11 protein-coding genes are annotated in these 14,072 nt (G+C 54.4%); 2 read left to right on the forward strand and 9 right to left on the reverse strand.

Features of this window, described 5'->3' with window-relative positions:
• Positions 1 to 2 precede the first annotated feature (2 nt).
• Genes C7433_RS10495 through C7433_RS10510 form a run of 4 tightly spaced genes read right to left on the reverse strand, consistent with a single transcriptional unit; the run spans position 3 to position 4,315 of the window.
• On the reverse strand, positions 3 to 992 hold the full coding sequence (locus C7433_RS10495; RefSeq protein ID WP_033740829.1) for an ABC transporter permease: 990 nt from the start codon (positions 990 to 992) through the stop codon (positions 3 to 5).
• The gene (locus C7433_RS10500; RefSeq protein WP_110268322.1) at positions 985 to 2,490 is read right to left on the reverse strand and encodes a sugar ABC transporter ATP-binding protein; all 1,506 of its coding nucleotides are present in this window, start codon (positions 2,488 to 2,490) and stop codon (positions 985 to 987) included. Before C7433_RS10500 ends, C7433_RS10495 begins: the two co-directional genes overlap by 8 nt.
• A 2-nt stretch (positions 2,491 to 2,492) precedes the next feature.
• Positions 2,493 to 3,473: a substrate-binding domain-containing protein gene (locus C7433_RS10505; protein WP_058701231.1), complete on the reverse strand. Its 981-nt coding sequence runs from the start codon at positions 3,471 to 3,473 to the stop codon at positions 2,493 to 2,495.
• Between the two features lie 11 nt (positions 3,474 to 3,484).
• Positions 3,485 to 4,315: a DeoR/GlpR family DNA-binding transcription regulator gene (locus C7433_RS10510; protein ID WP_006118387.1), complete on the reverse strand. Its 831-nt coding sequence runs from the start codon at positions 4,313 to 4,315 to the stop codon at positions 3,485 to 3,487.
• A 488-nt stretch (positions 4,316 to 4,803) separates the two neighbouring features.
• Between C7433_RS10510 and C7433_RS10515 the strand changes: the two genes are divergently transcribed.
• Positions 4,804 to 5,871: a DUF1176 domain-containing protein gene (locus tag C7433_RS10515; RefSeq protein WP_110268143.1), complete on the forward strand. Its 1,068-nt coding sequence runs from the start codon at positions 4,804 to 4,806 to the stop codon at positions 5,869 to 5,871.
• Here the strand turns inward: C7433_RS10515 and ampH are convergent.
• The 3 genes from ampH to C7433_RS10530 form a co-directional block, all read right to left on the reverse strand.
• The gene (gene ampH, locus C7433_RS10520) at positions 5,868 to 7,031 is read right to left on the reverse strand and encodes a D-alanyl-D-alanine-carboxypeptidase/endopeptidase AmpH (protein ID WP_170317965.1); all 1,164 of its coding nucleotides are present in this window, start codon (positions 7,029 to 7,031) and stop codon (positions 5,868 to 5,870) included. The two genes, C7433_RS10515 and ampH, sit on opposite strands and share 4 nt — an antisense overlap.
• Positions 7,032 to 7,242: 211 nt before the next feature.
• Positions 7,243 to 7,929 (reverse strand): response regulator, encoded by a 687-nt coding sequence (locus C7433_RS10525; protein ID WP_054633367.1) that lies wholly within the window; start codon positions 7,927 to 7,929, stop codon positions 7,243 to 7,245.
• Positions 7,919 to 9,556 carry a sensor histidine kinase gene (locus C7433_RS10530; protein WP_110268323.1) on the reverse strand — a complete coding sequence of 546 codons (1,638 nt, stop codon included), beginning with the start codon at positions 9,554 to 9,556 and terminating at the stop codon, positions 7,919 to 7,921. Before C7433_RS10530 ends, C7433_RS10525 begins: the two co-directional genes overlap by 11 nt.
• A gap of 305 nt (positions 9,557 to 9,861) precedes the next feature.
• Here C7433_RS10530 and C7433_RS10535 point away from each other — a divergent pair, with 305 nt between their 5' ends.
• The gene (locus tag C7433_RS10535; RefSeq protein WP_110268144.1) at positions 9,862 to 11,223 is read left to right on the forward strand and encodes a 2-hydroxycarboxylate transporter family protein; all 1,362 of its coding nucleotides are present in this window, start codon (positions 9,862 to 9,864) and stop codon (positions 11,221 to 11,223) included.
• Positions 11,224 to 11,386: 163 nt separating this feature from the next.
• On the opposite strand, the gene C7433_RS10540 is transcribed toward C7433_RS10535, so the two are convergent.
• Together C7433_RS10540 and tkt are read right to left on the reverse strand one after the other, a co-directional pair.
• The gene (locus C7433_RS10540; protein ID WP_039339885.1) at positions 11,387 to 11,782 is read right to left on the reverse strand and encodes a VOC family protein; all 396 of its coding nucleotides are present in this window, start codon (positions 11,780 to 11,782) and stop codon (positions 11,387 to 11,389) included.
• A gap of 275 nt (positions 11,783 to 12,057) precedes the next feature.
• Positions 12,058 to 14,058 carry a transketolase gene (tkt, locus tag C7433_RS10545; protein WP_033740817.1) on the reverse strand — a complete coding sequence of 667 codons (2,001 nt, stop codon included), beginning with the start codon at positions 14,056 to 14,058 and terminating at the stop codon, positions 12,058 to 12,060.
• Positions 14,059 to 14,072: the final 14 nt, after the last annotated feature.

Consider the following 14,072-nt stretch of genomic DNA (forward strand, 5'->3'; position numbering starts at 1 on the left):
CCTCAGACAAAGCTGACGTCAGTTTCTTTGCGCTTCTTAAAGTGGGTGACAGCAATGGCGGCCATAATGACGGTACCGACCACGATGTTCATGAAGTAGTTGGATACGCCGATCAGGTTGAGTCCGTTCTTCAGAACCGCGATCAGGAAAACCCCCATCAAGGTGCCACTGACGGTGCCCTTGCCGCCCATCAGACTGGCTCCGCCCAGTACGGTTGCCGCCAGCACATCCAGCTCACCGCCCACCAGGGCGTTGGGGACGACTTCACCCATGCGGTAGACCTGAACCAGTCCGCCAATCGCGGCCATGGCCCCCAGCCAGCCATAGGCAAAGAGGGAGATCAGGCCAACGCGAATCCCGATACGCCGTGCGGATTCCGCATCGCCGCCCACGGCATAGAGTTGACGACCTAAATGTGTTTTGTTGAGGAGCACCGCTGTCAGCGCCGCAATGAGCAACAGGATGAGCAGCGGCAGGCCGAGCTGAAAGGCTTGTCCCTGCCATTCGAACGGCAGCACGTTACGCAGCGTGATCCACCAGTCCGGAAGCTGATACAGGCTGCGTCCACCGGTCACCCACATCAGCAGGCCAAACAGCAGCGACTGCATACTAATGGTGATGATGATGGAGACGACCCGGAGCCAGGTGATCAGCCAGGCGTTAATGACACCAAACAGCGTGCCGCAGGCTATCGCCAGTGCAATACTCAGCGGCGCGTTAGCAAACTGGTAATGCACAAACAGCGAGGCGATCAGGTACTGCACCACAGAGGCGACGGCCGCAAAGGAAATATCAATGCCGCCGGTCACCAGCACGACAAACAGTCCGAGGGCGAAAATGCCGGTAACCGCGTAACTTTCGGCCAGATCCAGCAGGTTTTGCACGGTCAGAAACTGGTCGCTGGCGAAGGAGAAAATCACAATGAACAGCAACAATACCCACGTCAGCCAGCCCTGACTGGAATGAGGACGTAAACGGGAAAAATCAGGCATTGATCACCTCCGCCAGTTGCTGTTGCGCTATGCGGTCTGGTTGATATTCGGCCTGGATGGTGCCCTCGCGGAAATGCAAAATGCGGTCGCAGTTGTACCAGACCTCGGGGACTTCATCGGAAATCAAAATGATCGACAGGCCTTCTCGTGCCAGTTCGTGAATAAGTTGATAGATACTCGCTTTTGCCCCCACATCCACGCCGACGGTGGGCGAATCGAGGATGAGCAGGCGCGGCTGCGTCAGGACCCATTTCGCCAGCACAATCTTTTGCTGATTGCCGCCGGACAGCGTTGAGATGGCTAGCTGTGGATCGGCAACGCGCACGCCCAGTTGCTGAATCCACTGAAGAATCAGCTTGTTCTTGCGGTATTCATCAATCAGGTGGAAGCGGTTTTGCAGCTGGTTAAGAATGGGCAGCACCATATTGTCGGCCACCGATTGTTGCTGAATCAGCCCCAGCGTCAGGCGATCCTCAGATACATAACCAATCCCGGCTTTGATGGCATCTTCATGACTGCGAAAGCGCACGGGTTTACTGTCCAGCCAGATCCTGCCGCGGTCTGGCCGGGTCATGCCGAACAGGGAAAGAGCCAGCTCAGTACGTCCCGATCCCAGCAGACCACACAGCCCCAGCACCTCACCTTCGTACAGCCGAAAATTAACATCGTGGTACTGACCTGCACGGTGCAGGTTTTCCACTTCCAGAATGACCCGATCACCGTTGCGCGTAGGGGTTTTTAACTGATAATCAAGTTTTTGCCCGGTCATCAGCTCGGTGAGATGGTGCGGTGTCATAGCCTGCGCCGGCCAGCAGCCAACCTTGCGGCCATCGCGAATGACGGTTACGCGATCTGATATTTCCAGCACCTCGTCCAGGCGATGGCTGACAAAGACCACACAAATCTTTTTCTGTTTGAGATAGCGTACCGTGCGCAGCAGTTGATTGACTTCGGTACGGGTGAGGGAAGCGGTAGGCTCATCCATGATCACCAGCCGCGCATCCGCCACCAGTGCGCGGCAAATGGCGACCTGTTGTCGCTGAGCGATGGAAAGGTGCGCGACACTGTCGTCAAGATTGAGGTCAAACTGCAGTTCCTCAACAATACGCCGGGCACTGTCAACCAGGGTTTTGCGCTGATGCCAGCCAAATAACCCGCGCAGATTGTGTTCAAATGCGATGTTTTCGGCCACGCTCAGGTTCGGGAACAGGGACAGATCCTGATAGATGACCTGAATACCAAAGTCTCTGGCCTGCTGAGTCGAAAGACGGGGCAAGCGGTCTCCGTCACCTAAACGAATTTCGCTGCCACGATCCGGCGCATGTACGCCGGATATCACTTTAATGAGCGTACTTTTGCCACAACCATTGGTACCGGCAAGGCAGTGCACTTCGCCCGCCAGCAAGGTCAGCGAGATATCGCTCAGAGCACGATTCCCCCCAAAGGTTTTCGACAGTTTTTCCAGGGTGATAAGCCTTTGCGGCGCGACCGATTGCATCATTACAGCCCCAGCTTGATCAGGTTAGGCAGGTTAGCTTTATCCAGACTTTCCGTGTTGTTGCCCAGAATGGTGTGCGTTGTCTGATCCACTTTCACCTTGCCCAGGCCGTCAATCGTCATACCGTCCGTAATCGGTTCGTTCTTCTCCACCTTCTCGGCAATACGGATAAACACTTCACCGGCGGTATGTGGATTCCAGATATAGCCGCCCTTGATCGCCCCGCGGTTAACCAGTTGCGCGCCCTGACCCGGACTGAACGCCCCAATGACACAGACCTGATTGGTTTTATTGCGGTTCATAACGGCGCGACCGGCACCAATAGGGCCCTGCGAACCGAAGGCTAAAATGCCTTTCAGATCGGGATACTTAGACATCAGTTCATTGGTGGTACGGATGGACTCGTCCAGGGATTCGCCTACGCCAAATTTGTCCGTAACCAACTGCATGTTGGGATAGTGCTGCTTTTGATAATCCAGCGCGGCATCGGTCCACTGCTGATGAAGCGGCACCGTCAGGCTCCCCACGTATATGGCGTATTTCCCTTCGTCATGCATACATTGCGCCAGCGCTTTCATATGATTGATGCCGTGCGTTGCGGCATCCACTAATTCAAAGTCCCAGTTTGCAAACTTCTGGCCTGGCGATTCGTGGGTAATGACTTTGATGCCGGCTTCACGGGCGCGCTGCAAGACGGGCTCAAGCACTTTGGGGTCGTTGGGGACGACGCCGATAATGTCCACTTTCTGGGCAATCAAATCTTCAATGGCACGCACCTGCAGGGCAGGATCGGCTGCGGTCGGCCCCACCATCCAGGCGTCAATGCCGCGTTTGGCCGCTTCGCTTTTAATTCCGGCTTCCATAGCGTTGAACCACGGAATACCACCGATTTTCACCACGATGCCCATGCGTATTTTTTCCGCCGCATGGGACTGAAAAGCCAGTAATGCGAACAACGAACAGGCGATAAGCTGTTTTTTCATAAAGGCTCCATTTAATTATTTATAAGCTGCACAGACTGGGGGCGCTGCGAGCAGTCAATAATATTGACGCCGTTCCAGGCCAGTTCCTGTTCCAGCTCTTTATCTTTCAACTGGTCAGTAATGAGAAAATCCACATCACGGTAATGGCAAATACGCGCGAATGAGGGCCGAAGAAACTTAGAGCTATCCAGTAATAAATGTTTTCGTTCTGCTGCCAGAATCAGCTGTTGCTTTAAATGTGCATGACGTTCATTTCCTTCGCGTAAATAACCGTCATTGCCCAGACTGCTGCATGAAAAAAAGATCTTATTTATTTGAAACTCTTTTAACGGCTGCTCGGTAACAATGCCGTGAAAATCTTCATAACGATCTGAATATTCTCCGCCCAGACAAATGGTGCGAATACTGCCGCGCGCTGCCAGCGTCTGGACAATGCGTAACGAATTGGTTAATACCGTTAATTCAATATCCGGTAATTGCCGTGCCAGATAAAAACACGTGGTACTACTGTCGAGTAATAAGCAGTCGCCCACACTAATAAAATCCAGCGCGCGTTTCGCGATTGCCATTTTGGCGTCAACATGTTCGTTTACGCGTTGACGAAAAGACGATTCAGATTCATTAATCTCGCGATTATTAACCTGTAGCGTTGCACTGTGTCGTTTAGCCGGAACCGCACCACCATGGCTTCGCTGTAAAATACCTTTCTTTTCAAGTTGTGCTAAATCGCGGCGAATCGTTTCCTGAGAAACCCGACATAACGCGGTGAGTTCAGCGACAATAACCCGTCCGTTACACATTAATTCATCGATAATTCTCTGCTGGCGTTCAATCGGCAACATAATGGCCTCCGATGGCTATAAAGTACTGGAAGGCACGCGGCAAAAATGTGGCCTGAGCGTGGGTACGCAGGACCTGTTTTTGCAACGCGCATAAAAAGATCAGTGTTGGGTTTTAATGAAACGAAATGAAAGCAATAATATTGTTTAGTGATTTGTCTCACTAAATAAGGGTTATTTAGCGGTCTCAGGATCCGCTGTGAACATTTTATCCTGCATTCTGCAGCGACTCTATCATGCCCGCTTTTGCCCGTTTATGTGTATTTGACCGCTTTGCCTGTCCGGATAGTCCGACGAATCCGATTGAGAGAACGCTGACGAATACGCATGATGACCGCATTGCGCACGACAGGGCGCTACGGCTGTTGCAAAATGGATGTTTTTTAGGCAGTTAGCTGCGCTTGCTGGGCACTTCACAGAATGCGAACGTCGTGACGTGCGCGATTGCGCTATCATCTTCCACTCAGAGAAGTTGGGGCTCGATTTTCTTAATGTGGTACAGGATGAAATCGCTGTTTGCGTTGCCTTTATTCATGGTCGCCACCGTCCAGGCTGATCCGGTGCAGAAACTGTTTTCTGACTGGCAGTTAACCTGCAATAACGCGGCCTTTTGCGTTGCGCGCAGCACGCAGGGTGACCGTGGTTTGGTGATGACCCTGTCGCGACATGCCGGGGCGGATGACCAGCCCCTGTTACGTATTGATTACGGCAGTGCCTATAGTGGTGCGCTGCCGGGGCCGGCGCTCAAAGATAATCTGCTGGTGGATCAGCGTCGTCTTCGTCCTGATTTCAAGCACTGGGACGTAGAGCCGCATCATCTTGCGACCCGCAACCCGATTGCCATTAACGAATTTCTTGAACTCACCATGGATGCAAAAAATCTGCAGCTGACGTTCAGCGCCAGCCCACAGGTTTCATTGCGTGGCATGAAAGCGGCTCTGTTGTACATGGACGACGTGCAGGGGCGGGTGAATAGCATGAGCGCCTGGGTTCGACGGGGCGAACGCAACGGCGTGCCTGCTGCTCCGGCGATTCCGCAACTGCCACCTCCCATGGCCGCGCCTGCACCGCTGACGCGGGGAGAAACCAGTGGCCTGATCGATTACGGCACCTGGCGGGTTAATTCAGACACCTGTTCGCTCGATCCACTGCGACGCGAAGTCAGCGTCTCGCCGCTGACGGACAAAAAAGCCTTGCTGCTGGTGAGCTGTGAGATGGGGGCGTATAACGTGATCGATCGGGCGTTTGAAGTGACGCGTGCGCCGCCCTATGTGGCACGCGGTGTCAGCCTGACTTTACCCTTTACGCCGCCCGAGGGAGGAGAGCGCCAGCTGGAGCTGATTAATGCGGATTACGATGCGGCAACCGGCCAGCTTTACACCTTTGGTAAAGGGCGGGGACTGGGCGACTGCGGTACAGCGTCCCGCTGGCAGTTTAACGGTGAGCATTTTGTGTTAGCGGAATATGCCGAAGAATCAACCTGCGATGCCTGGCACAGCAGCGATGACTGGCCCACGCTCTGGGTAAGCCAGTCAGCCTCTGCGGATGGCAGCCGTTAAGGAATCGCCTGCACCATCATGGGGGAACCGGTCTGATTGCCCACCAACTCCGCCAGCAGGTTATTTACACCGTCACTCATTGGCGTGAAGCGGGTCAGGGGAGATCGGGTCACCACCACAAAAACGCCCACATTATTCTGCGGCACCATCGCTATATAGGTGATGAACCCCCCGCCACCGCCGGTTTTCTGAATGATCCCCGGACGCCCCTTTGACGGTCCCATATAAACCCAACCCATGCCGAGAGCGTCGGCTTTACCTGGCACGTCCATTCCATCCACCTTGTGAAGCTGATCGCGACGGTAGATTAATGTCTGCAGGCGATCGATCTGTGGCGTGCGGCGATTCACGGAGGAGTTCAGAAACTGCTGCATCCAGCGTCCCATATCATCCGGCGTTGAATAGACGCCACCGCTGCCGATAGCCGCCAGCGTGTTATTACACGGACTGGCTCCTTTTTCCGCCACCATTAAACGGGCGCACTGTTCGGGTGACGGGGTAAACGTGGTGTCCTTCATGCCCAGCGGGCGGGTGATCAGCTGCTGAAACAGGGCCGGATAGGGTTTACCCGCCGCACGTGACAGCGCATCACCCAACAGATCGTAACCCAGGTTGGAATAGGCCGCATTGGTGCCGGGGGCCGCTTTCAGGCTGGCGGTGTTCAGCCAGTTCCAGCGCTCACTTTGCGTAGGCCAGACAAAAACCGGACGATGCGGTTTACCGCCGGGCTGTTCGCGCGGCAGGCCACTGGTGTGAGTGGCGAGGTTAATCAACCGAATCGGTTGACCGTCGAAACCAGGGACCCGTTTTCCCGGAGGCGCATACTTACTCAGCGGATCGTCCAGACGAATCTCGCCGCGCTCGGCCATTTTTACCATCACCTCACTGGTCATTAATTTACTGAGCGAGGCAATACGAATTAACGAATCCTTTTGCGGACGAATATTGTTGCCGGGCCGGGTATCACCAAAGCTGGTAAAGACACGCTGATTACCGTCTATTGCCACCAGGGCCATGCCGGTGGCACCACTGGCATAAAAGATATGCTCTGCATAGCGATCGACAATCTGGGAGGCCAGTAAGGGATCGGGCGCAACCTGCGCCGTGCTTTTAAGGGGAAGCAAAGAAACCAGTAAAGCCAGTAAATAAGGAGTGCGCATTTTCAACGGAGAGGGCTTCGCTATAGGAGTCGGGTGAAAACCTATAGTAATCAGTTTAAGGATGACGGGAAGAGCAAAGCACAGTTTTTTTTATTTCAGATTACAGTCAGCTGGCGATGGCGGCCATGGACATCAGCGGGCGGGGGATATGTTTTGCCCCGCAGAGGCCGCCGGACCGAGCCGCTGCACTGGCGGCGTGGCGCGCCGCAGTTCATGGCCGTTTGTACATGCGCCTGGGATGGCCCACTTTGCCATACAGCATTTCTACCGTCAGAAAGCCGGTTTCCACGCAGTGCTCCAGATAGCGACGGGCGGTTGTTTTACTGAGCCCGGTTTCGGCCATCACCTCATCAACCGAAAAAAGCCGTGTGGTGGCTGGCGTAAAAAGTGTCTGGACCCGCGCGAGAGTCGTTTCCTCAATACCTTTGCTGCCGTTATCGTGCGGGTAGTTCTTCGCCTGTAGCTGATAAAGGACATCGACATTTTTCTGATCGACAATCTTCCATGTGCGCTGCTGGTCTGCGAAAGCGATAAAGTTGGCAAGCGAGCGGTTAAGCCGTTTCCAGGACACAGGTTTAAGGACGTAATCGAAGGCTCCGTTGCGGATGGCCTGGCTACAGGTATCCATATCACTGGCCGCCGTAATAAAAATAATGGAACAGTTTGCGTGGGCCAGCAACGGATCGCCAATCAGGGTGATGCCTTTGCCATCGGGCAGATAATTATCCAGCAATAGCAGCTGTGGCGCACTGATGGCAAGCTGCTGTCTGGCTTCTGCCAGTGACCCGGCGATACCGATCAGCCTGAGTTCAGGGTGTTTACCAATCAGTTCGGCATGAAGCTGAGCCAGTTCAGGCTCATCTTCCACAATCAGGACAGTCACAGGCTCATGTTGCATCGCGGACCTTCTCCGTTTCCGTTACGGGACAGCGGTGGGTTTGCGCGCAGGGGATAAACAGCGAGAAAATGGCGCCACGTGGCACATTGTCGCTGACCTCAATGGTGCCCCCTGCGCGGGTAATATAGCTTTCTGTTAAATACAGCCCGATGCCGTGATCGCCCCGGGTTTTCGTGGTGACGCCACGTTCAAACATGTGTTCGCGGATGGCAGGTGCAATGCCCACGCCGTGATCCGCCACTTCGATGATCAGCTCACGGGCGCTGAGCTTAATCAGCACTTCAACAGGTTCATGAGGCATCGGGGCGCGTTGCGTGGCTTCAATCGCGTTGTCCAGCAAATTGCCAATGACCGAGATCAGTTCAGCCTCTGACAGTGGGGGAAAGGGCTTGTCCATCAGGCATGCGGGATCAAAGTGGAGGATAACGCCTTTTTCTCTGGCGCGTGCCGCTTTGCCCAGTAACAAGCCGCACAGCAGTGGCGAGCTGAAGCGTGCGGAGACAAAGTCCAGCCACTCCTGCTCGTGTTCTGACTGCGCCTCAATGTAGTCAATCGCGTCTTCAAAACGCCCCATGTGCAACAGCCCGGAAAGCGTGTTCATTCGGTTAAGCTGCTCATGCCGCATAATGCGCAGATTATCGACATAACGTTTCACCTGGCTGAGCTGGGCGCTAAGGGAGTCGATGTCGTTAAAATCGCGGAAGGAGATTACCCAGCCCATCAGCGCGTCCTCCAGCATGATACGTACCCGGCTGGCGATGACGGTGAGCGCGTTAAACTGGCTAATCTCATCGTGGGTATCTTTCTCCAGCATCACGGGCTGCGATAAAAAGGGGACGGGCGAAATGATCTGGCTGACAGACTGCCCTCGCAGCGCCTCGGCGGACTGTGAAAGGCCTAACAGCTTTCGGGCGGCCTGGTTGATCACTTCGATCTGCAGGTGTTCATTGATGACAATCACGCCTTCATAGATTGATTCCATCATGGCGTTTTGCTGACGGACCATCAGGCCGATCTCGCGCGGTTCCAGCGAGAAAATCTGTTTTTTAATATTGCAGGTGAAAAACCAGGAGAAAATAAACAGGGCGATAAGCACCAGGGCCGCCACGATCAGCAGGTTGATCATGTTGCTGAACGTGATGGCATCCAGATAGCGGGCGAGATAACCAACGGACACGATACCGACCACCTGCCCGCGATCGTTCAGGATAGGCGATTTGCTGCGCAGGGAGATTCCCAGTCCGCCTGTCCGGATGGTGGTGATACTTTTCCCTGCCAGCACTGCCGCGTTGTCTCCGCCGACCAGGGGTTTGCCAACCCGGTCCGCCGTCACCGAGTGAAAAAGGTGCAGGCCACGGTTATCGCCAATCACCATAAAACTGGCATCGCTTTTCCGGGCAATAGCCCTCATCAGCATATTAATGGCCGGGATATCCCGATCCGCCACCGCTTTTCTCAGTTCCGGAATCAGCGCGATTTCGTCTGCCTGCACCTTCGCGCGCATGCTCATCGCCTGATAAAGCTGCCGGGTGATGCTGACGTAGTAATAGCTTCCCAGTAACACGAACAGGACAGACGAAAAAACAACGAGCGAAAGAAACAGCTTCGTTTGAAATGACAATTTCATGACTGTCACGCGCATTTTGGAATAATAACTTCAATGTATCATCTTTTTAACAACAGACACTACATGCGTTTATCTGTTTGATATTAATGGGATTAAATCGTTTTCAGAGGGCAGGGAAGCGTCAGCAAAGGACAAACAACGGCTGCGGGGAATAAAAACCATAAACACCACGACGATTACCAGGATGCGGATCACGCTCTGGAAATAACACCATTAAAACTTTATGCCAGATACCTTCTCCTTCACGTAATTCCGCTTTTTTTCACGGCATTCTGAAAAAAAACGATGATGCAAAGAGGTTAATAATGCGCTCACCTGATAATTCTTTTCTGTCTGATACGCTGGCCCGTTCACCGCGCAGGAAAACCCTGAAGGAGCAGTGGTGGCATATTATGGATAACTGGAAAGTCGGGATTATCCCTCTTCCTCTGTTTGTGCTGGCCGGTGTGCTCATTGCACTGGACTGCCTGAGCGGGAAACTGGCCAGCGATATCGTCGTCATGGTCGCCACGCTGGCCTTTTTTGGTTTTGCCTGCGGTGAATTTGGTAAACGTCTGCCGGTGGTGGGCCGTCTGGGCGCCGCAGCTATCTGCGCAACCTTTATTCCCTCTGCGCTGGTCTATTACGGGTTACTTCCCGATATCGTGGTGACCTCAACAACGCAATTCTATAAATCGACCAATATTCTCTATCTCTATATTTGCTGCATCATCGTCGGCAGCATCATGAGCATGAACCGTACGGTGCTGATTCAGGGCTTTCTGCGCATCTTTTTCCCCATGCTGTGCGGTGAAATCGTGGGCATGATTGTCGGCATGGGCGTCGGATTAGCGTTGGGGCTGGAGCCGTTCCAGATTTTCTTTTTTATCATTCTGCCCATTATGGCGGGTGGCGTCGGCGAAGGGGCCATTCCGCTCTCCATCGGCTATGCGGCGTTGCTCCATATGGATCAGGGCGTAGCGCTGGGCCGTATCCTGCCGATGGTGATGCTGGGTGGCGTGACCGCCATTATTATTTCCGGCTGCCTGAACCAACTGGGTAAACGTTATCCGCACCTCACCGGGGAAGGCCAGCTAATGCCGAATGTCACGAACGTTGAGCCCGAGCCGCTGCAGTCCGTTTTTTCCGGTAAAGTTGACGTAACGGCCATTGCCTCCGGGGCGCTGCTTGCGGTGCTGCTCTATATGGTAGGGATGCTGGGGCAGAAGCTGACAGGGCTGCCTGCGCCGGTAGGGATGCTGTTCCTGGCCGTGCTGGTGAAACTGGTCAATGGCGTTTCGCCCCGTATTCTGGCCGGTTCTCAGGTGGTCTATCGCTTTTTCCGCACCGCAGTGACCTATCCCGTCCTGTTCGCTGTCGGTGTGGCCATTACGCCGTGGCATGTGCTGGTCACCGCGTTTACGCTCACCAATCTGCTGGTCATTATCAGCACGGTCAGTGCGCTGGTCGCAACGGGCTTTTTTGTCGGGAAAAAGATTGGCATGAATCCCATTGATGTCGCCATTGTTTCCTGCTGCCAGAGTGGGCAGGGCGGGACGGGCGATGTAGCCATTCTTACCGCCGGTAACCGCATGGGCCTGATGCCGTTTGCTCAGATCGCGACGCGTATCGGTGGAGCCATCAACGTTTCGCTCTCTTTGCTGCTGCTGAGCCACTTTTTAAAGTAACGGTTGTTAAGGTCAGCAAGGCGACCTGTAAGGTGCCTTGCTGACGCGTTTCGTCTGCTTCAATCGTACGTATGTTACCAGGGCGCGAGCACTTCACTTCATATGTTTAATGACGAGAGGGCTTTGCACTTTTAAGGGTCTTTAGCGTCAGTTGAATCCCGTCTCAGGCATTCTGATAAAGATCCCAGCGGTTGCCATAGATGTCTTCAAACACTACCACCGTGCCGTAGGCTTCCTGTCTGGGTTCCTCACAAAAGTGCACCCCTTTTGCCTTCATAGCGTGATAATCCCGCCAAAAATCATCCGTCTGAAGAAACAAAAAGACACGGCCACCGCACTGGTCTCCGATAAAACCGGCCTGACGTTCGTTTGATGCGCGCGCCAGCAGAAGATGGCAGTCGCTGTCGGGGTTCGGTGAGACGACAACCCAGCGCTTGCCCGGTTGGGGCGTGTCTTCAATTAGGGTGAAACCCAGTTGATCCCGGTAGTACTCAATGGCGCGGTCGTAATCATCAACCACCACGGCAATATAGCCCATGCATCGCTTTTGCGTTCTCATCCTTTACCTCGTCAGCGGATCACCAGAAAAACTGAGTTCACCTCACTGTCGCTGAAACGGAACGGGCGATGCAACGTTAATCACACTTATTGTTTCTGTGCTGCCAGCCATTGAGCGTCCGGGCGAGGAAAAGGATTTGATTGCAACGGGCACGGCGAAAAACGTGGTTACCGAAGAAGGTGGGTTTTCAGAAAGCAGCACGCCAGCGTCAGGCTGGCGTGCTGAGAGCAAAACCGCGATCCGGCTGAGGAAGCCGGATCGCGTGAGTGCGAGGATTATGCCGGTTTCAGCAGGGCTTCGGCATGGCTGACGATGTTTTCTATCGTGAAGCCAAACTCCGCGAACAGCTTTTCTGCTGGCGCAGATTCACCGAACGTAGTCATCCCGACAATGGCACCGTCCAGCCCGACATACTTATACCAGTAATCTGCAATGCCTGCTTCCACGGCCACGCGTGCTTTCACAGCGGAAGGCAGCACAGATTCGCGATAAGCCGCATCCTGCGCGTCGAACAGATCCGTTGAAGGCAGTGAAACGACCCGCACCTTATGGCCGCCGGTCGTCAGCTTCGTTGCTGCACCCAGCGTAATCTCCACTTCAGAGCCGGTGGCAATCAGAATGACGTCTGGCGTGCCCTCACAGTCTTTCAGGACGTAACCGCCGCGTTTGATATTCGCCACCTGTTCCGCCGTACGCTCCGGCTGTGCCAGATTCTGACGCGACAGGATCAGGGCGGTAGGCCCATGATGACGCTCAATCGCAGCCTGCCAGGCCACAGCGGTTTCCACCTGATCGCACGGACGCCAGACGCTCATATTCGGCGTAACGCGCAGGCTGGCAATCTGCTCTACCGGCTGGTGGGTTGGACCATCTTCACCCAGACCGATTGAGTCATGGGTATAAACCAGAATCTGGCGGGCCTTCATCAGGGCCGCCATGCGCGCGGCATTACGGGCGTACTCGACGAACATCAGGAAGGTCGCGGTATAGGGCACAAAACCACCGTGGTGGGCAATACCGTTACCAATGGCTGTCATACCAAATTCACGCACACCGTAGTGGATATAGTTCCCGGCCGGATCCTCTTTGATGGATTTCGAACCTGACCAGATGGTGAGGTTACTGGGGGCGAGGTCGGCAGAGCCGCCCAGGAATTCAGGCAGCATTTTGCCGTAGGCTTCCAGTGAATTTTGCGAGGCCTTGCGGCTGGCGATTTTTTGCGGATTCGCCTGCAGATCGGCAATGAATCGGGCAGTTTCCGCTTCCCAGTTTGCGGGCATTTCGCCGTTCATACGCCGCGTATATTCTGCGGCCAGTTCAGGATAAGCCTGCTGATACGCGGCAAACTTATCGTTCCAGGCTTTTTCGCGTGCCGCGCCAGCTTCTTTAGCATCCCACTGCTGGTAAATCTCTTGCGGGATCTCAAACGCCGGATAATTCCAGCCCAGTTGCTTGCGCGTCAGGGCGACTTCTTCTTCACCCAGCGCGGCCCCGTGTGCCTCTTCTTTACCGGCTTTATTCGGTGAACCAAAGCCAATAACCGTGCGGCAGATAATCAGTGACGGCTTATCGGTGACGCTTTGCGCTTCTTTAATTGCGGCTTTAACGGCCTCGGCATCGTGACCATCAATTTCACCGACCACGTGCCAGTTATAGGCTTCGAAACGTTTGTGCGTGTCATCCGTAAACCAGCCTTCGGTCTCTCCGTCGATGGAAATGCCGTTGTGGTCATAGAAGCCGATCAGTTTGCCCAGACCAAGCGTTCCGGCCAGTGAGCAGACTTCGTGGGAAATCCCCTCCATCAGACAGCCGTCGCCCATAAACACATAGGTGAAGTGGTCAACGATATCGTGTTGTGGACGGTTAAACTGCGCAGCCAGCGTCCGTTCCGCAATGGCCAGACCCACGGCGTTTGCCAGACCCTGACCCAGCGGACCGGTCGTGGTTTCCACGCCCGGCGTGTAGCCAATTTCCGGGTGGCCCGGTGTTTTGGAGTGCAGCTGGCGGAAGTTTTTCAGCTCTTCAATCGGTAAATCGTACCCGGTCAGGTGCAGCAAACTGTAAAGCAGCATTGAGCCGTGACCGTTAGACAGGATAAAGCGGTCGCGATCCAGCCAGGCGGGGTTGGTCGGATTATGCTTGAGGAAATCGCGCCACAGCACTTCGGCGATATCTGCCATGCCCATTGGCGCACCAGGATGACCGGATTTTGCTTTTTGTACCGCATCCATACTTAATGCGCGAATCGCATTCGCCAACTCTCTGCGTGAGGACATAAAGGGTCTCCCTT

Origin of the sequence: Pantoea sp. PNA 03-3, from assembly GCF_003201175.1 — a bacterium.
GTDB classification, from domain to species: Bacteria; Pseudomonadota; Gammaproteobacteria; order Enterobacterales; family Enterobacteriaceae; genus Pantoea; species Pantoea stewartii.

Bases quoted from the DNA above. Each gene is read 5' to 3' on its own strand.
- C7433_RS10515 (WP_110268143.1), top strand. From the start codon at position 4,804: ATGTGGTACAGGATGAAATCGCTGTTTGCGTTGCCTTTATTCATGGTC.
- C7433_RS10530 (WP_110268323.1), bottom strand. From the start codon at position 9,556: ATGAAATTGTCATTTCAAACGAAGCTGTTTCTTTCGCTCGTTGTTTTT.
- C7433_RS10540 (WP_039339885.1), bottom strand. From the start codon at position 11,782: ATGAGAACGCAAAAGCGATGCATGGGCTATATTGCCGTGGTGGTTGAT.
- C7433_RS10495 (WP_033740829.1), bottom strand. From the start codon at position 992: ATGCCTGATTTTTCCCGTTTACGTCCTCATTCCAGTCAGGGCTGGCTG.
- C7433_RS10500 (WP_110268322.1), bottom strand. From the start codon at position 2,490: ATGCAATCGGTCGCGCCGCAAAGGCTTATCACCCTGGAAAAACTGTCG.
- tkt (WP_033740817.1), bottom strand. From the start codon at position 14,058: ATGTCCTCACGCAGAGAGTTGGCGAATGCGATTCGCGCATTAAGTATG.
- C7433_RS10525 (WP_054633367.1), bottom strand. From the start codon at position 7,929: ATGCAACATGAGCCTGTGACTGTCCTGATTGTGGAAGATGAGCCTGAA.
- C7433_RS10505 (WP_058701231.1), bottom strand. From the start codon at position 3,473: ATGAAAAAACAGCTTATCGCCTGTTCGTTGTTCGCATTACTGGCTTTT.
- ampH (WP_170317965.1), bottom strand. From the start codon at position 7,031: ATGCGCACTCCTTATTTACTGGCTTTACTGGTTTCTTTGCTTCCCCTT.
- C7433_RS10535 (WP_110268144.1), top strand. From the start codon at position 9,862: ATGCGCTCACCTGATAATTCTTTTCTGTCTGATACGCTGGCCCGTTCA.
- C7433_RS10510 (WP_006118387.1), bottom strand. From the start codon at position 4,315: ATGTTGCCGATTGAACGCCAGCAGAGAATTATCGATGAATTAATGTGT.